Source organism: Streptomyces sp. NPDC018964, from assembly GCF_044390325.1.
Lineage (GTDB): Bacteria > Actinomycetota > Actinomycetes > Streptomycetales > Streptomycetaceae > Streptomyces.
In genome coordinates, this window is sequence record NZ_JBIRYZ010000030.1 from 64,867 (window position 1) to 83,274 (window position 18,408).

Sequence of the window (18,408 nt, forward strand, 5' to 3'; positions counted from 1 at the left end):
GACCGTGAGCCGTCAGGTCAGTCCATGCGACGCGGCGTCCCCACCAGACCGACCTCGGCGTCCGTCGGCTGCGTCATCACGTACTGCCGGTCCCGGTCCGTACACCACAGGGTGACACCGTCGGCGAGCGTGGGAAGCGCCTCGTACTCGGCCCGGGGCAACCCCGTCACCCGTCCGATCTCCACCGCCTCGTCGGGCGAGACGCGCTGCACACCCACCAGGCGTGCCTGACGCACCAGCCTGGGCGCGACCGGACTCAGATAGGGCAGAAGCGTGAGGACGGACTGCCAGGGCGCCGAGGTCACCCGCCCGCGCGGCGGCCGCATGCCGCAGTCCCGGATCACCAGGACGGGCCCCGTCGCCGAGGCACCGAGCGGCGGCACCCGGCCCACCTCGTGCACGGTCATCCCGGACTGGCCGCCGCCGACCGCCTGCACGACCTGCGCCCAGTGCCCGGGCCGACCGGTCTCCACCGCGACCCGCGCCCCCGTCGCCGCCGCGCGCAGCGCCAGCACCTGCGTCGTCCACAGACCACCGATGAGCAGGATGTCGAACGGTGTCGGGCGGTTCACCCCGAGGACGGCGGGCTGCCCCTCGGCGTTCACACCCACCACGACTCCGTCGTCGCCCACGGGTAGGGCCAGCATGTCGGCCTCGTCCAGGGACAGCGTGTGCCGTGGGTGCCGGGGGCCCAGCAACCCGAACCCGGTGCGCAGGCGGTCCCGCAGACCGGCGGACGGCCGCGTCCCGGTGACCGGACCGGCCGGTGGGGTGGATGTCGGCATGGCCATCAGCGGGCACCTCCGAGCGGCAGAGTGGCGAGCACACCGGGCAGTTGCTCCCGGTCCAGACGTACGATCCCGGTCCGCACCCGGCGCGCGGTCTGCTCCAGCGCGCGGCGGGCCTCGGCCAGCTCGGTGCTGCTGCGACCGGTGACCCGCACGTGTCCGGTGACCGCCACGTCCCGCTGTCCGCCGCGGGCCAGGGTCAGGCTGAACGTCGTCGCCAGCGCGGGAACCGCCGTCAACTCGGCGACGAGCTGGGGCAGACCGTCACCGGGACCGCCGAGCGGGGGCCAGCGGCGGACCCAGTACGTGGTGTGCCTGCGGTTGTCGCAGCGCCAGCTGCGGCTGGACTCCTCGGTCCGCCGCCGGGGCGCGTCGCTCTGCCCGGCCTGGGCGGTCACCATGGGGTTGGCGCACGCCGACGTACCGATGGCGGCCGTCAGTTCCTCCTCGGTCAGCAGGCTCACCCGGAAACCGGCGCCCGTCAGCCGGCTGGACAGGTGCTCCGCCGACCTCACCAGGCACTTCTGCGCCCCGAGGAGCCCGCCGCCACGCGCGGCCACCGCGTCAGGACAGAGCTCGTGGTCGAGTTTCAGCGCGATCCACATGATGCGGACCGCCGGCGAGACGCTCTGGGCCTGCAACTGCTGGTAGTTGGTCACCACGACGGACTGCTGGGGCAGGTGGGGCGCGGGCGCGGGCTGCGTGTGCAGCACGACCTGGGCCGACTCCAGCCGGATGCCGTCCACCTCCAGCGCGTCCCGGACCAGCGCGAGCGGAAGCGGCCTGCGACCGCGCTCGGCACGCAGGGCACCGGCGTCGGCCTCCACCTGGAGGACGGCGCTGAGGAAGCTCCCGTCACCCACCATGCCCACCGGCCGCCGGTCACGGTCGCCACCGTGGTCGTAGGTGTGCGTCCGCAGGTTCGGCTCGCACTCCACCGCGGGCATCAGACCGGGGTCGACGTCCGGCGGCACCGGGGCCTTCGCCGCTCTCCGGAGGCGGGCACGCAGGGCCAGCCGGCTGCTCAGCCAGTCCGGCAGGGAGTGTCCGCGCCGCCGTACGACCGCGAGCACGCAGAGGAGGACGGCGACGACGGCACCCGGCATCAGGACGAAAGGGCCGATGAGCCAGCCGCACACCACCAGGGCGGCCGCCAGCTCCAGCAGCACCAGCCGTTGGACCAGGAAGGAGCCGCCGTGCCCCGAACGCGTCCGCAGACGGGGTACGGCGGTCCTCGATATCGCCGATTGCGATCGCGACCGGGTCCGTGGCGCGGAAGCCATCACTGAAAAACCCCCGAACTCTCCCTAAAACACTGCCCGCAGGAAACCGGCAGGGCCTCAGCACCCTACCCGTGCCACACACCCGAACGCGCAGCAGGCATAGTAGGGGGCCGGACTGACAGTCGGGGTTCCAGAGGCAGCCGGGGGTGCGGGGACCGATGTCCAGTGGCCACCCACTGAACATCCACCGGTCCTCCACTTCCTCGCACGGGGAGAGAACGAAAGCAGATGGCATCACGGCGCGACGAACTGAACGCCTACACCTTCGCGAAGCGCCGCACGCTCGCGTCCTTCCTGCGCCCCTCCCCCTCGGGTTCGGAGGAAGACGCCCCCAAACCGCTCAGGGCGGTCGTACCGGGCGTCATCGTCGGCGTGGTCGTCCTCGCCGTCTTCGGCGCGATCGGCCTGTTCAGCCCCACCGCCCCGAAGGGATGGGACGAACCGGGGGCACACGTAATCGTGGCCAGCGACTCCACCACGCGGTACGTCGTGCTCAAGACGGAAGGCAAGAAGCAACTGCACCCCGTCCTCAACATGGCGTCCGCGAAACTCCTCCTGGACCCCGACAACGACAGCGTCATCACCGTCAAGGAGAAGATCCTCGACAGCGGCGAACCACCGCACGGCGCCACGATCGGCATCCCCTACGCGCCCGACCGGCTGCCCTCGCCCGAGGAGGCCGAGACCGCCAAGCGCTGGGCGGTCTGCGAACGGCCCGGCGCCGGCGGCCGCGCCATCCAGAAGGCGGCGTTCGTCCTCGCGGAGAAGGAGTGGTCCAGGACCGAGGGCTCCGGCCGGCTCACCGGGGGCGAGCTGATGTACGTCGTCGGCCCGGACGGCACCTCCCCGTACGTGGTCGACTCCCGCGGCTCCGCCTACCCGCTGGCCGACCCGGCCGACAAGGAACTCCTCAAGGCCCTCGACACCCAGGGACGCGCCCCGCAGCGCGTGTCCCAGGAGTGGCTGGACACCCTTCACCAGGGCGACCCGGTCTCCATCCCGGAGATCCCGGGCACACCGGGCGAGGAAGCGGGAGCCGCCGAGGCCCTCCGCGAGTACGACAAGGTCGGCATGGTCATCAAGGCGTACGAGGGCCGGCGCATGCAGTACTACGTCGTCCTGCCCGGCGAGGTGGCACGCATCTCCGAGTTCACCGCCACCCTGCTGCTCAACAGCGGCGACCTGGTCGGCGTCGGACAGGCGGGCGAGGCCCAGCAGGTCAGCCCCGGCGCGGTCGTCGACAGCACGGACTTCGAAGGGGAGGGCGACTGGCCGTCGTACCGGCCGAAGACGGTCAACGACGGCACCACCGCGACCTCCGGCCACAACACCGTCTGCAACGTCCTGCGCTCGGTGGACGCCAAGAACGGCAGGACCACCCTGTCCACCTGGGTGGGCACCGACTTCCCGGCACAGTTGCCCACCGGCTCGTCCAGCGCCTACGTCACCCCGGGCTCCGGCCAGCTCTACCGGCAGTTCCAGGGCACGGAGACCGACGCCGGCGGGGTCTTCCTGGTCACCGACACCGGACTGCGCTACGCCCTGCAGTCCAACAGCGACAGCGCCACGGACGACGAGGGCATCGGAACCTCCGACAAGCAGCGTGAGCAGACACTCAACGAGGCCAAGATCGCCCAGACCCGCCTCGGCTACGAGAAGGTGGCGCCCTCTCCCGTCCCGGCCCAGTGGTCGACGTTCCTGCCCACCGGGCCGCGCCTGTCGGAAGCGGCCGCGCGGCAGCCGCAGGGTTCCTAACCGCCACGGCCCGTCAGGAAGCGACCAGACATGCCGACACACACCCGCACCGGACGCGACGCCACCGAGCGGACCGACGACGTACGCGCGGCCCGACACCCTCGCGCACTGCCGCGCACGACGCTGACCGTGCTCACCGCCACCGTCCTCACGGGGACCGTCCTGGTGTTCCCGGCGGCCCCCGCGGCACGGGCGGACGACACCGGACGGTGCACGTTCCCGTCCAAGAAGTACGAGGGCCGCCCGTGGGCGCTGCAACGCGTCAACCTCGACGCGCTGTGGGCACAGTCGAAGGGGAAGGGCGTCCGGGTCGCGGTGATCGACACGGGCGTCGACGTGAAGAACCCCCAGCTCTCCGACGCCGTCGACGCGTCGAAGGGCAGGAACTTCCTGCCGACGAAGAACGCCGAGGGCGAGAAGATCGAGCGCGGCAACGCGCAGGGCACCACCGACACCGTCGGCCACGGCACCCGCGTGGCCGGCATCATCGCGGCCCGCCCCGCCGAGGGCACCGGCTTCGTCGGTCTGGCTCCCGAGGCCACGATCATCCCGATCAAACAGAACGACGCGGAGGGCAACGGCACCGCCGAGACCCTCGCGGCCGCGATCCGCCACGCCGTCCAGGCGGGCGCCGACGTCATCAACATCTCCCAGGACACGGCCAACGCCGTCCGGCCCGACCCGAGCCTGGAGGAGGCGGTCGACCACGCCCTGGACCAGGAGGTCGTGGTCGTCGCCTCGGCCGGGAACGACGGCCTCGGCGGCAACGTCAAGGTCACCTACCCGGCCTCCTACGAGGGCGTCCTCGCCGTGGCGGCGTCCGACCGCAACAACGAGCGGGCACCCTTCTCCCAGTCCGGTGAGTTCGTGGGCGTGGCCGCCCCCGGCGTCGACATGGTGTCCACCGTCCCCGGCAACGGCCACTGCGCGGACAACGGCACCAGCTTCTCCGCCCCGTACGTGGCCGGGGTGGCGGCACTGCTGAAGGCCAAGTTCCCGAAGTGGACCGCCCGCCAGATCGTCGCCCAGATCGAACAGACCGCGGAACGCTCGATCCCCGGCCACGACCGCCTGGTCGGCTGGGGCGTGATCGACCCCGTCAAGGCCCTCACGGACGTCGATCCGGCCCGCCCCGTGGAATCCCCCCGGGCCGAGGAGGGGGCGATCCACGCGAAGGCACCCGCCGTGGCCCCCCTGCACTTCGGCGAGACGGCCGAGGAACGCAACACCCGTCTGGGGACGTACGTGGTGGTCGGAGGCCTGGTCCTGGCGGCGGGCCTGGCCGGGGCGGCGGTCGCGGTGAGAGACGCACGACGCAGGCACGGAGGCCGAGGAGGCCACGCATGACGCAACTGTCGATGATCTGCCTGATCCTGGCCGCCGTACTGCTCGCGATGGCCTGCCTCAAGGCGGACCGCGTACGGGCCTGGCGCGAGTCCCTCAACCCGTCGGCCCCGGACGTCCCGGACTCGGCCTTCGTCGTCACGCGCCTGGTGCTGGTCACGATGGCCGTGCTCCTGACCGTCGCGGGATGCCGCGGCCTGGCCGTCGAGGACGACGCGAAGTGGAGCGCCGACGAACTGACCAGCGCCGTGGAGGGCGCGGTGACGGCCCTGGACGGCACGTCGAGACTCGAGGGCGCCAGCGGCAGCGACGCCGCGGTCGACGAGGAGAACGCCACGATGATCGAGACCGAGGTCGTGGAGCACGGCGGCGGCGACGCCCCGCAACTCGGAGTCGACGCCAGCCCGACCGCCGGCAACACGGCCACCGACTCGACCTACACCGTCTCGGGCGACGGCGCGGGAGTCGCCTTCTGCGTCCACGTGCAGCGCACCCGCTCCAAGAAGCACGACCAGCTGTTCCCGAGCCTCGGCGCAGGCGACGGAACGAGGATCCCGGGCTACGCGTACACGGTGACAAGCCGCAAGGGCGCCTGCTGACCCCTGCTCCGACGGATCGGCGACGGCCGAGTCGCTGCCGGGCACGGCGACCCGCGCCTTGTCCCTCAACCGGTTGCAGAACCCGAAGGCGGCCTTGCCCCTACCCCGGTTGCTGGCGTAAAGGTTCTGGGTGGATCCACCCGTTCCGGCCGGGATGGCAGGTGAAGCGCACCTGGATGTCGACATCATGTCCACATGCGCGGTGCGATGGGAGCATCGGTCGAACGTCGGCCGAAAAGGCACCTACAGGGCACAGCCGTAACTGAGTTGGCACACATCACGATTGGCTCTGTCGTACCCGTTGGTTAGAGTGGCGATCACGACTGGTTTGCGAACGTAGGGCGCACAACTGGCCAACTGGCCGGCCTCGGCCGACGGTGTCACGGGGAAACGGGGAGGGAGCGACGTGCTTCCAGCAGACATGGTGGGTGGCGTGTCCGCCACCAGGGCACTCAACTTGGAAGTCGCCGACGAGGCGCTGACCACGTTCGTGAAGCGTGTGGACGGCGTACTGCGCGACCTGGAGAGCTCCGCCGCCAACCCCACGCGGGTCGGCGGCCAGACCATCAAGCCCACGTCGCTGAACAGCGGCAGCACGGCCGCCTTCCCGGAGGCGCACGGGCTGTACCTCCAGTACAACCGCGTCCACGAGGAACTGACCGCGCTCTCCAGGACACTGCACCTGCAGATCGAGGCGATCGGCATCGCCGTCAGGGGCGCGCACGTGGGCTTCGACAACCTCGAAGAGGAACAGCGCCATCGTTTCCATGAGATCCAGGCGCAGATCGGACAGATTCAGGACGCCAGGGACGGCGAACAGCGCGCCAAGGGCGGGGACACCAGCGGGAGCCTGTGACGATGACCGACAACAAGCACGAGGCGGACCTGGAGCGGGTCTCCCAGCAGAACTTCCTCACGGACTTCACCCGAGGCGTCGAGGAGCGGCCTGCGATCGACCCCTTCAGCAGACTGATGCGCACGGCGGTCGAAGCGACCCCCGTCGGACAGGCCCTGCAGGGGCGCACGAACTTCGAGAACCACAGCCTCAACGCCATGGTCGACCTGGTCGAACAGACCGACCCGGAGGACCTGGAGTCCTCGGGCAAGGCCCTGTGGTCGGCGCGGGACGCCATCAAGGACGCGGCCAAGGAACTGGACGGCCACATCGAAAGGGTCCACTGGGTCGGGGAGTCGGGCGAGGCGTTCCGCAAGTGGGGGCGGTCGCTCGTCACCGACACGTACGCGCTGAGCGACTTCGCCGGCGGGGCGGGTGACCAGATCACCGCCGCCGCCGTGGGCCTTGCGGACGTCCGCAAGGCGATGCCCCCTCGCGACACTCGCGCGGAGGCCACGCGCCCCGGCCAGTTCCCGAAGGACGAGCGGGTCGAGAGCAACGACGAGTACACCGCGGCCCTGAAGGTGGAGAAGAACCGCCAAGAGGCGATCAACCAGATGAACCGGTTGTCGTCGTACTACGCGGTGTCCCAGGAACAGTTGGCGGCGCTGGAGCCGCCGAAGTTCAAGACGATGCCGGATGTGGGGGTGCCGAAGCCGGAGCCGGGATACGACCCGGGGCCGGTCGGGAGATTCGAAGCGCCGAATTCTGGTGTGGTTCGGGGAACCGAGCCAGGAGGCACCGAAGAACGCCGCCTGGCAACTGCTGTGGATGGGCATACTGCTTCGCAGAGCATGCGCGGTCCCGCAGTACCAGAGGATGCCGCCATGGATCGGAGTATCGACTTCGGCGCACCCGTCGGGACGACCATTGACAGCGTCGGCACACTGCCGCCCCCGACAGCGACCGCCGCAGGACAAACGACGCCCACTAATGCCCCCGGTACTGCCAGCGGGACGGCCAATCCCGCCACGAACGGCTTCGGTGCTCCACTTCCTCCGGTTCTCTCGGGCCATTCCGACGGGCGGTCAAACGGCGCGCGTCCTACCTTGCCTGTCACGGCTCAAGGGCGGACGAGTGCGGTCCGTGGGAGCGCTTCGGGCGTGACGCCAGGACACATGGCGGCCGGAGCGCCCTTGGGCCAAGTGGGTCGAGCAGCAGCCACGGGAGCGCCGGTCGCTCAGGGCAGGACCTCCGCAGCCCCGTCGTTCCCCATGGGGCCGGGGGTGAGCGGTGGTACGCCGAGGGCCGGCGGTACGGCGGTGCCGCGGACGATGGGCAGCACGGTCACCGGTGCCGGCAGCACGGGCGGCGTAGTCGGAGGTCGTCCCTCGACTGCTACCGGGGGCCCGGTGAGAGGCGGGCAGAGGATCTCTCAGGGCACGGTAGTCGGTGCCGGAGCAGTCTCCGGTTCCCGGCCCGAGGTCGGCGGACCCGGACAGTCCGGTGTCTTCGGAGCGGCTGGTTCCCCTGCACGCCCCGGTTCGAGCACAGGCAACGCCCGAGGAGGCTCCGCTGTGCCCGGAATCGTCGGGAACCCTGCTGGACGACAGTCCGCCGCCAACGCAACGCGCAACGGCATGACTCAAGGCGGAACCGGGCTGGTACGGGGTCCCGGTGGCCGTGGCAAGCCTGGTAAAGACCGCAGAGCGGAGAGGACGCAGCGGCCCCCGCGCGTGGCCGGAGACGAGGAGACGGGCGAAACCGGCAAACCGCGGCACGATGCGCCGCCAGTCAACTAAGCGCTAGCGAGGACTCACCACACCATGAAATCAGGGACACGTCGAGGGCGACGCGTACGTGCCATGGGCGCCGTCGTGAGCGCCCTGGTCACGGCGAGCGTGGCGTTCGCCCCGGGTGCAACTGCCGCCGATGTCCAGTCGGAGCAGTGGTACTTGGAACCCATGCAGGCCGAGCAGATGTGGAAGGTCAGCACGGGCAAGGGCATCAAGGTCGCGGTCATCGACTCCGGAGTCAATCCCCATACGGATTCACTCAAGGGTCAAGTCCTCGCCGATGAGGTCCCCGAGAGCGTTGCTTACGGCGCCACTGACGACTACAGCGGTCATGGAACGACTATGGCCGAACTGATCGCCGGTACAGGAGCGAACGGTGGTATCCAGGGACTTGCCCCCGGAGCGAAAATCGTTCCGTATCGGATCCAGATGAAGGAACAGAAGGACGGTGAGGAGAGGCAGAATACTGCTATGCAGCTGGAAGCCCTCCGAGCTGTTGCAGACACCGACGCACAGATCGTCAGTATGTCATTCGGCTCAAGTACTCCTTACCCTGAGATTGAAGCGGCGATTAAATACGCCGCTTCAAAGGGCAAGCTGTTGATTGCTGCCGTGGGAAACGATGGTGAAGAATTCATCGATTATCCGGCGGCCTACCCATATGTCCTGGGTGTCTCGTCCATTGATGAGTCCAGCAGAGTGTCGGATTTTTCCTCCTACGGGCAGTACGTTGACCTTGTGGCTCCAGGGGAAAACATCCCGGCATACTGCCAACCTGATTTCACTACCTACTGCCACGACCTCCAGGGCACAAGCCAGGCCACCGCCATCACCGCAGCTGCCGCCGCCCTCATCTGGTCCGCACACCCCGACTGGACCGCTAACCAGGTCACCCGCGCACTGATCGACACCGCGGGCCGCAAGTGGGCGAAGGACAAGCCGACGCAGAAGTCCGGATACGGAACCATCCGGCCGCGCACGGTGCTCGCGGACCCGGACTACGACGCTGGCGACCCCTACTCCGATCCGCTTGGCAAGTGGAACAAGAAGGATGGGGAGAAGCTGGTGACGGAGATCGCGCCGTCCTCGGCAGCTCCCTCCCCGTCTGCAACAGGCACGTCACAGGGCGCGGGGTCCACTTCCGCGGACAAGGCGGCCGGAGCAGGATCGAAGACGGAGACCGTGTCCGCGGAGTTGTCGGACGACAGCAACACGCTGTGGATCGCCTTGGGTGCCGCCGCGGCGGTGATCGTGATCGGCGGGATCGCCTTCGGGGTGGTGCGCGCACGACGCGCACGCTGACACCAGCTCCGCCGCCCGCTCGTACCCGCCCGGCTCGAGAAGACCGGAAGACTGAAGGGCCGAACCGGGTGGGAGCCGTCGTATCACCGCCGTAAACCACTGAGCCACACCAGTTGGAATCCAGAACAGAGACAGGGAGGGCCGGCTGACCATGGCCGTCGACCAGAAACTCGAAGATGCAGCAGTAGTCAAGCTGCAGAAGGACATGTACGAGAAGTTCGAGAACATCCGGAAGCGGGTGCGCAGCCTCCAGGGTGTGATCGACAGCCTCGAGGGCCAGTGGCACGGCATCGGTCGTGCCGCGTTCGACACCAAGCAGTACGAGATCAACACGTCCCTGCAGAACATGGGTCGCGTCCTCGCCGACGTCATCGACGCGATGACCACGGCGCGCAACATCAAGGACAGCAAGGAAGACGAAGTCCGCGCCTCCGTGAACAAGATCAACGTCCTGGACGGCGCCCCCACGGTGCAGTCGTCCCCGTTCAGCTCGTTCTGAGCCGGCGGAATTCCCGGTAATCGGTCAACAGCACACACGAGCGAGACGAGGTAGACAGAGATGAGCCGTAACAACGAGGGACTGCAAGTCGGCTATGACGGTCTCGACGTCGCGGCGACCACCATCGCCAACGAGGCGAAGCAGCTCGAGGAGGACCTCCAGCAGCTCCGGCAGATGGTGGTCAACAGCAAGCAGTACTGGACGGGTAAGGCGCAGGACACCTTCGACGAGAAGCTGCGGCGCTGGGACAAGGAGGCCAGCGACATCCACCAGGCCCTGATGGGCATCGGACATGTCGTGGGTTCGTCCGGCGGTACGTACATGGAAGGCGACCTGGCGGCGTCCCGGTACCTGCAGTGATCCCTTTCCCGTAACCGGCCGTCACTCGTCATGACCGCCGGATCGGATCGGGGGCACCGCCGTCCCCCAGCCCGTACAGCCGTAAGGCCCCTGGCAGGAACGATCTTGCAAAAGAGAGATCCGGCCGAGGGGCCTCACGTGCTTACTGGTGTTGGTGCCACATACGTCATCGTGCGACGAGCGACAAAGTCGACTTCTTGTCCAGGAGCGCCTTTGAAGCGGGCTCTCAGGACTGGCAGCCGAGCTTCTTCTTGTAAGCGTCGAAATAGGAGGGGGCGAGTTTCTCCAGCAGGGCTTGCGTCCCTTTGTTCCACCTCATGTCTTTGACTTCCACGGATACGACGTCGCCTTCCTCGCTGACTCCAGGGCACGGGATCACCGTTGCTACCCCGCGATGCCATGAGGCGTATGCATTCCCCTTAAAGTAGCGAAAGTCTTTCACCTCGTAGTCCTGGAAAAGGTCGCGCAGTTTGTATCCGCTTTCGTGCCAGTTCCCGTCGCTGACTACGGAGTCGTTTCCGTCTACGTACATGTGGCAGAACTGGCCCTCGGTAAGGCTGAAGGGGCCCGTGTCCTGCTCCAGTTTGTCGCCGTCGTCGAGTAGGGATTCCAGGACTTCCTTGTCGGCGGGGATCCCGCAGATGTTGTCCGGGGCGGGATACGAGAGTCCCTTGCTCGATGAATCACACGCTGTGAGCATCATTGCGAGCATGGCGGCAATGAAAAGTCGCTTAGGTTGCAAGGATCATCTCCTTCTCCTATTCTTCCCCGACCTGTAGAGAGCAGATGATCGGGTGGCGGATCAACTGCCGGAGTGGTTTTACGTACCGTCGCCCGAGGAATTCCACTGAGCGCCATCGGAATGACTTACGCCCGCTTGAGTGCGAACGGCTCGCTCGATGGCCTCTCTGGTTTTTGCATCAACTTCTTCGTGATGTGAGAAGTAGGTGGTGACGGCTACCGCGGATGCATCCATTGCTGCCTTTCTTCCTTCCGAGTATTCCTTCCCCGCACTGAGCTCTGCCTCGTCCGTTGTGTCCTTGTTAATGCTCTTCAGGACGCTTTCGGTCACATCCTCGGCCAGCCAATTGACCGGTTCTCCCACGACGGAGAAGGGGGCGGGAATGGCCCCTGTCCCCAGCCCCACGATCCGGTTGACCCACTTCGCGTTGTCGGCCGCGGCCTCGTTGAATTCCTTGTTCTCGGCCGTGTGGTAGTCGTAGATCGCATCGGCCCGCGAGTTGCTCATGATGCCTGCGATGGCGGCCCCCGGTGCCACCAGGTCCCCGACGCGCGCACCGTCCTCCGCGGTCAGATCCTTCCCCTCCACCTTCAGGAACTCCTGCACCACGTTCGCCGTGTACGCCTGCTGCGCGGAGGTGATCGCGTTGTACGCATCCGGATCCTGCCCGACCAGACCCAGGAACTTCTGCGCGTCCCCGTACCCGAGATCGGCGGCCGCTCCGTTGACCGGGAAGGTCTTGCTGTCGGCGCTCTCCATGTACATCGACCGCTGGAAGTCGCCGATATAGTCCGCCGAGATGTTGCCCAGACTGTCCCGCAGTGCGTGGAGCGGGCCGGTCTTCTCCTCCCCCAGGTCCCCGTTCATGTTGTGCGTCAGCAGGTCCGGATTCTTGGAGAACTTCTCCACGATGTCGTGGACCAGCTTCGCCTGAGCCTCGCTGTGCTTGACCGAGGGGTCGATCGTGCTGCTGTCGTACGGGTGGCCCGTCGCGGCGGCCTCCAGCGCGTGGCCGAGGGCGTTCGGCCCGAAGTTGAGCGCGTTCTTCGCCGCCTCCTCATCCGCGAGGACGTGATGGCTGTTCGTGTCGATCGTCCACTCGAAGTCCTTCTTGGTGAAAAGGTCGAGGTAGGACTTGAAGTCCGTCTTCTCACCGGACTTGACCGTGCCGTCCTCGTTGTACGCCGTGGGCTTCTCCGTGAAGAACCGCTCGGCCGCCTCGGGACTGTGTCCGAGCGCCTCGAGCACGCTGTTCAGCGGATCGTTGCCGCTGCCGAGCTTTCCGGAAGGGTTGAACCCGTAACGGTCGTCGCTGGTGCCGGGCCTGCTGGACACGAAGCGGTGCGGATCGTCCTGGTGGAGTTGGGTGATGTGCTCCGCGATGGGGGTCAGGAACGCCGGGTCGTAGTTCCCGTAACGGAGCAGGCCGCCCAGGACCTGGTAGCCGTAGGGCTTGCTCCACATGCCCCGTTCCCACTCGATCTCCTGGGTGCCCAGCTTGCGGAACTCCGCCCCCCACCACGAGGGCAGATGTTGCCGGTCGCCCTTGACGCTCTGTGGGGTGTAGGGGTCGGTCGCGTTGGCCAGGGCGTGGCCCATGTACTTCTGCAGGTCCTGCACGCCGGCCAGGCGGGTCTTCGAGGCGTCCCCATTGGTGCCGTCGATCGACATGGCCGCGTAGAACTCGAGCGTCTGCCTCGGTCCGCCCAGACCCTCGAAGAACTCGGTCGCGAACTCGCCGTCCTTCTCACGTCCGTTGTGGCGCAGCAACCTGTTCAGCTCGGCGAGTTCACGGTCGGTCATGTCCTCGCGCCTCTTGGCGAGTTCCAGCGCCCGTTCGACCTGCGCGTCATCGAGTGAACCGTACTTCGCGTGACCGGCGTTGTGCGGGTCGCTCCCGTGCGCCCGCTTGAGCGCCAGCTTGGTGGAGAGGTCGATGTCGTTGGCGTGCGCGATCTTTCCCGTGATGGAGTCGGCGTAGCGCTGCCGGTCCTGCTTCGTGTCGTCCTTGCCGTCCTTCGCATCGGCGCCGGATTGGGGCTGGACGCCCACACTCACCGTTCCGTTGCCGTTGTCCTGGACGGTGTAGCCCTTGCCCTTGGCCTCGTTGGTGAGTGTCCTGACGCTCTTCTGCAACGCTTCCAATTCACGGTGAGCGTCGTCCAGGACCTGGAAAATGCTATTGGCCTCCGTGTGGAGGTCCGCGAACTCCTTGGCGGTCTTGTCCACGAACCCCCGTGTGACGCCGGCGTTCACACCTTCCCAGCGTGCGCGGTCGGACTTCTTCTTGAGGCCGTCACGTGCGTCGGTCTCGAGCTGTCTCAGGTTGGTGACCGCCTTCTTCCAGTCCGATACCGCGGTCCCCAGCCTGCCGAGGTCGACCTGCATCAGGTCGTTGTAGGTGATGGACATGCCTGAGCTCCCCCGTGCTACTTGAAGTACTTGCCGAGCTCCGAGGCGGGCACCGCGGACCCGTTGCGGTTCTTGATGACGGCGGCGATCTCGGCATCGTCGTCGGCGTGCCGCTTCTTGCTGAAGTCCAGGTGGTTCGAGATGTGGGCACATGCCTGACGGACCGCCTTCACCTGGCTCTCCCAGACCGTCAGCGTCGTCATGAGCTCGTCACCCATGGTGAAGTTGGACTTCGACAGCGCCGACGCCGCCTGGTGCGTGGAACCGGCATGGTCGGAGTTCATACCGGCACCGGCGATGTCCACCTTCTTCACGAGGTCGGCGTGCAGGACGAACGCGTCATGCCCCACCGCGCCGAGGTCGTCCTGCTGTACGACCAGGTCGGGCTTGCCGCCGGCGCCCGGCCCCTGAGCAGGCGCCTGGTTCACCCGCATGTGCGTCGACTGCCGGTCGGCAGCCCGAGCCTTCAGCTGTTCCCACTCGTCCCACGCCATGGGTCCACTCCTCCACTGCTGTCAGCAGGACACGGCCTGTCGGTTCTCCTCCGCGCGGCGCCTTCGGGAGGAGCCGCGCGGACGTCCTCGGCCAGTCTCCGGCCCCACCGGACCGGAGACGGCCGCTACCGGTCAGAAAGCCTCCTCCGCCACCAACCCCGTCTGCACCAACGGCCGCCCCCGCCGCCGGGAGACGAACACGCCCCGCCCCGGAGGCATCGGACGCGGACGTACGCCGCCCAGCAGATCGCCCTCGGCCGGATCGCCACTGAGGACCACGCCCTGTGCGCCGAGTTCCTTCAGCCGCTGCATGAAGGGCTCGTATCCGGAGCGGCTCGCGCCCGCGGTGGAACGGGCGATGATGAAGCGCACGCCGACGTCCCGGGCGAGGGGGAGCATCTCGGTCAGGCCGGCCAGGGGGTTGCCGCTCGACGTGGCCACCAGGTCGAAGTCGTCGATGACGATGTAGACCGTCGGCCCCCGCCACCAACTGCGGTCACGCAGCTGCTGCGGCGTGACGTCCGCGGTCGGTGTGCGCCGCTGCATCAGTTCGGCGAGCGCGTCCATGTGGTGCTGCATCTGGTTCGACATGGGGACGTACTCGGCCAGGTGCGAGGGCGGGGTCACGCCCAGCAGGGAACGCCGGTTGTCGATGACGAACAGCTTGCAGGTGTCGCCGTCGTAGCGCTCGGTCAAGCGCCGGATGAGCAGCTTCAGCAGGTTCGACTTGCCGGACTCGCTCTCTCCGAAGATCAGGAAGAAGGGATCCTGCTCGAAGTCGACGAACACCGGTTCCAGGTTGTCCTCGTCGAGCGCGAAGGAGATCCCCTGACGGGGGAACCGGTCGCCCGGGGGAAGCTGGTGGGCCGGGAACTCCCTCGGCAGCAGGCGCACCGCCGGAGCACCGGGCTGCTGCCAGTGCCGGGCCACCTCGGTCCCGAGCGCCTGGGTCGCCTCCGCGAGGTCCGTGTCGGAGGACAGGCCGTCCATCCGCGGCACCGCGGCCATGAAGTGCTGCTTCTGCGGGGTCTGGCCGCGGCCGGGCACCCCCGTCGGCACGTTGGCCGCGACCTTGCGGTCGAACTCGGAGTCCATGGGATCACCGAGCCGCAGCTCCAGGCGGTTCATCAACTGGTCCTTGAGGTTGCCGCGGACCTCCATGGAGCGGGAAGCGGTGAGGATCAGGTGGATGCCGTAACCGAGGCCGCGGGTCGCGATGTCCAGCACGATCGGTTCCAGCGCGTCGTAGTCCGTGCGGAAGTTCCCCCAGCCGTCGATGACCAGGAAGACGTCACCCCAGGGCTGGTCGGTCACGGAGATGTCGCCCCGCGCACGGCGGGTACGGAACTCGGCGATCGAGGAGATGCCCGCCGTACGGAAGTACTCCTCGCGGCGCGTCATGACGCCGTACACCTCGGCCGCCGTACGCCGTACCTTCTCGGGGTCCAGGCGTGACGCCACACCGCCCACGTGCGGCAGCCCCGCCACGGCGGACAGGCCGCCGCCACCGAAGTCCAGCCCGTAGAACTGCACTTCGTGGGGGGTGTGGGTGAGCGCGAAGGACGCGATGATCGAGCGCAGCAGCGTCGACTTCCCGGACTGCGGACCGCCCAGGATCTGCATGTGGCCGGCCGCGCCGCCGAAGTCCACCCACAAGGGGTCACGGCGCTGTTCGTACGGCTTGTCGACGAGGCCGACCGGGATGACGAGCCGGCCCGCGCCCTCGTAGCCGGGCTGGGTCAGGCCGCGGCCGGGCACCTCGGTGAGGCCGGGCAGCAGCGCGTCGAGCGACGGCGGGCTGTCCAGCGGGGGCAGCCACACCTGGTGCGCCGCCGGTCCCTGCGCCTCCAGGCGCCGCACGACGACGTCGAGGACGGTGTCGGCCAGCGCGTCGTCCGTCTCGCCGTCCGTCGCGCCGTCGGCAGCGTCGCGCTGTCGCGGAACCGCCACGTACCGCACCGGAACCCGCGAGGCCGTGAACAGCACGGGCCGGCGGTCGACGGGCAGGGGGCCGTCGTACGACGCTGCCCGGTCGGCGCCCGAGCGGTACACACCGGAGACGTACGCGGCCTTGAAGCGCACCATCTCGTCCGTACCGAACTTCAGGAAACCCGAGCCGGGGACGTTCGGCAGCTCATAGGCGTCCGGGACGCCGAGGGCCGCCCGCGACTCGGCCGCCGAGAACGTGCGCAGACCGATCCGGTACGACAGATAGGTCTCGAGCCCGCGCAGCCGGCCCTCCTCGAGGCGCTGCGAGGCGAGCAGCAGGTGCACGCCCAGCGACCGGCCGATGCGGCCGATCTGCACGAACATCTCGATGAAGTCCGGCTTCGCGGTGAGCAGCTCGCTGAACTCGTCGATCACGAGCACGAGGGACGGGATCGGCTGCAGCGGGGCACCGGCGGCGCGGGCCTTCTCGTAGGCGTGGATGTTGGCGTAGTTGCCCGCGTCGCGGAGCATCTCCTGGCGCCGGTTGAGCTCACCGCGGATGGAGTCGCCCATCCGGTCGACGAGGGTGAGGTCGTCGGCGAGGTTGGTGATCACGGCCGCCACGTGCGGCAGCTGGGCCATGCCCGCGAAGGTGGCGCCGCCCTTGAAGTCCGCCAGCACGAAGTTGAGGGTCTCGGAGGAGTGGGTCACGGCGAGGCCGAGCACCAGGGTGCGCAGCAGCTCCGACTTGCCGGAACCGGTCGCGCCGACGCACAGGCCGTGGGGGCCCATGCCCTCCTGCGCCGCCTCCTTCAGATCGAGCATCACGGGCCGGCCGTCCTCGCCGACGCCGATCGGCACCCGGAGCCGCTCGGACTGCGAGCGCGGCCGCCAGGTCCGTCGCGGGTCCACCGCCGCGGCGTCACCCAGGTTCAGCAGGTCGGTGAACTCCAGGTTGGACAGGAGCGGTTCGTCGTTGTCCCCGCCCGACGCCATGCGCAGGGGGGCGAGCTGCCGGGCCAGGGCCTCCGCCGCCTCGTACGAGAGCCCCTCGGACGTGCCCTCGTAGACCATGCCGTGCGCCGACTCGAGGCGCAGCTCCTTCGGGCGGACGACGACGGAGAGGTCACCGCGTCCGGCGGTGAGGTTGCCCGGCACCACCTCCAGCACCGTCACGCCCTGCAGGCCCTCCGGACTCGCCAGCAGCGACGTCGGCGGCAGCGAGACGCCGTCGAGGACGACGACCAGGTGCGGCTGCTCGGGGACCGGCGGCCCGCCCGGGTGGAAGCGCGGACGGCCCTGGAGACGGGTCGAGAGCAGCTCCTCCAGCTCCACCGGGTCGGTCGTGACGAGGCGCATGCTGCCGGCGCCGTCCGCGGCCGTCGGGGACTGCGCGTGGGGCAGCCACTTGGCCCACTCCCATTCGGGTGCCGACTCGTTCCCGGTGGCGATGGCGAGGACCAGGTCGTCGGGGGAGTGCAGCGAGGCCAGGGAGGCGGTGACGGCACGGGCCGTGCCGCGCACGCTCTTCGGGTCGCCGCTGAGCGTCACGTGGTAGAAGGCGCGCAGGGATATCGCCATCGGGAGGGCGTCGAGGGTGCCGTGGGTGGCCACGAAGCGCTGCATGGCCCCGGCGGTCAGCGGCTCCAGCTGATCCACCGGAGCGGTCTCCGGCGGAACCAGGGGAGTGGCCAGGGCCTGCGGGCCCAGGCCCACCCGGACCTGCCCGAAGTCCGCGTCGCCCGAACGCCGTTCCCAGACCCGGCTGCCCTCGGCGACCAGGGCCCACAATTGCTCCGGTGAAGGATGCAGGTAGTACTGGGCGTCACGCTGGGCCTTCGCGGTCTCCTGGGTGGTGAGCCGGACCTGCGACAGGTAGCGGAGGTAGTCCCGGCGCATGTCCGCCAGCTGCCCCTGGTTGCCGCGTCGGTAGCGCACCAGCATCGCGATGCCCATGGCGACGGTGGAGGCCACCATCACCATGCCCATGATCTTCATGAACGGCTGGGCCTGCGGATTGAAGAAGAACACCACGGACCCGCCCATGCCGAGCATGGGCAGGAGTTGCATCAGAGCGCCCTCCTGCTGGCCGCGCGGCAGCTCCGGAGGCGGTTGCAGCACGACTTCGTTCGTGGGCACGTCCTTCGGCAGCGCACGTGGCGGACGTTTGACGACGATGTGACTCACTCGCACCAATTCCCTTGCCGAACGGATCCGTTCCGCCCGCCGTCCCGTGTTCGGCGAACATTGATCGCGCTGCGCGATCCTAC

At 68.4% G+C, this 18,408-nt stretch carries 14 protein-coding genes; 8 read left to right on the top strand and 6 right to left on the bottom strand.

What is annotated here, in order from left to right; all coding sequences use genetic code 11:
- Positions 1–17: 17 nt before the first annotated feature.
- Positions 18–791 (bottom strand): hypothetical protein, encoded by a 774-nt coding sequence (locus ACH5AO_RS33250; protein ID WP_398931239.1) that lies wholly within the window; start codon positions 789–791, stop codon positions 18–20.
- Positions 791–2,071: a type VII secretion protein EccE gene (gene eccE, locus ACH5AO_RS33255; RefSeq protein ID WP_398931241.1), complete on the bottom strand. Its 1,281-nt coding sequence runs from the start codon at positions 2,069–2,071 to the stop codon at positions 791–793. Before eccE ends, ACH5AO_RS33250 begins: the two co-directional genes overlap by 1 nt.
- Before the next feature lie 228 nt (positions 2,072–2,299).
- Between eccE and eccB the strand changes: the two genes are divergently transcribed.
- The 8 genes from eccB to ACH5AO_RS33295 all read left to right on the top strand — a co-directional run bounded on the left by eccB (position 2,300) and on the right by ACH5AO_RS33295 (position 10,561).
- Positions 2,300–3,826, top strand: a complete 1,527-nt coding sequence (gene eccB / locus ACH5AO_RS33260; RefSeq protein WP_398931243.1) for a type VII secretion protein EccB — start codon at positions 2,300–2,302, stop codon at positions 3,824–3,826.
- A 129-nt stretch (positions 3,827–3,955) separates the two neighbouring features.
- A complete protein-coding gene (gene mycP / locus ACH5AO_RS33265; RefSeq protein ID WP_398931283.1) occupies positions 3,956–5,173 on the top strand; it encodes a type VII secretion-associated serine protease mycosin in 1,218 nt (405 codons plus the stop codon).
- Positions 5,170–5,769: a hypothetical protein gene (locus tag ACH5AO_RS33270; RefSeq protein ID WP_398931245.1), complete on the top strand. Its 600-nt coding sequence runs from the start codon at positions 5,170–5,172 to the stop codon at positions 5,767–5,769. The genes mycP and ACH5AO_RS33270 overlap by 4 nt, the downstream gene beginning before the upstream one ends.
- Positions 5,770–6,175: 406 nt before the next feature.
- On the top strand, positions 6,176–6,625 hold the full coding sequence (locus tag ACH5AO_RS33275) for a hypothetical protein (protein WP_398931247.1): 450 nt from the start codon (positions 6,176–6,178) through the stop codon (positions 6,623–6,625).
- Positions 6,626–6,627: 2 nt separating this feature from the next.
- Entirely contained in the window at positions 6,628–8,406 is a 1,779-nt protein-coding gene (locus tag ACH5AO_RS33280; RefSeq protein WP_398931248.1) for a hypothetical protein, read from the top strand.
- A 63-nt stretch (positions 8,407–8,469) separates the two neighbouring features.
- Positions 8,470–9,702 carry a S8 family serine peptidase gene (locus ACH5AO_RS33285; RefSeq protein ID WP_398931250.1) on the top strand — a complete coding sequence of 411 codons (1,233 nt, stop codon included), beginning with the start codon at positions 8,470–8,472 and terminating at the stop codon, positions 9,700–9,702.
- Positions 9,703–9,853: 151 nt separating this feature from the next.
- Positions 9,854–10,201, top strand: coding sequence for a WXG100 family type VII secretion target (locus tag ACH5AO_RS33290; RefSeq protein ID WP_030834540.1), 348 nt, complete (start codon positions 9,854–9,856; stop codon positions 10,199–10,201).
- Positions 10,202–10,261: 60 nt separating this feature from the next.
- Positions 10,262–10,561: a WXG100 family type VII secretion target gene (locus ACH5AO_RS33295; RefSeq protein WP_398931253.1), complete on the top strand. Its 300-nt coding sequence runs from the start codon at positions 10,262–10,264 to the stop codon at positions 10,559–10,561.
- Between the two features lie 226 nt (positions 10,562–10,787).
- Here the strand turns inward: ACH5AO_RS33295 and ACH5AO_RS33300 are convergent, their stop codons facing one another.
- The 4 genes from ACH5AO_RS33300 to eccCa all read right to left on the bottom strand — a co-directional run bounded on the left by ACH5AO_RS33300 (position 10,788) and on the right by eccCa (position 18,325).
- Positions 10,788–11,273, bottom strand: coding sequence for a hypothetical protein (locus ACH5AO_RS33300; protein ID WP_398931255.1), 486 nt, complete (start codon positions 11,271–11,273; stop codon positions 10,788–10,790).
- Positions 11,274–11,381: 108 nt separating this feature from the next.
- Positions 11,382–13,715, bottom strand: coding sequence for a hypothetical protein (locus ACH5AO_RS33305; protein WP_398931257.1), 2,334 nt, complete (start codon positions 13,713–13,715; stop codon positions 11,382–11,384).
- A gap of 17 nt (positions 13,716–13,732) precedes the next feature.
- Complete coding sequence (locus ACH5AO_RS33310; protein WP_398931259.1) at positions 13,733–14,209, bottom strand: hypothetical protein; 477 nt, start codon at positions 14,207–14,209, stop codon at positions 13,733–13,735.
- A 132-nt stretch (positions 14,210–14,341) separates the two neighbouring features.
- On the bottom strand, positions 14,342–18,325 hold the full coding sequence (eccCa, locus tag ACH5AO_RS33315) for a type VII secretion protein EccCa (RefSeq protein ID WP_398931260.1): 3,984 nt from the start codon (positions 18,323–18,325) through the stop codon (positions 14,342–14,344).
- Positions 18,326–18,408: the final 83 nt, after the last annotated feature.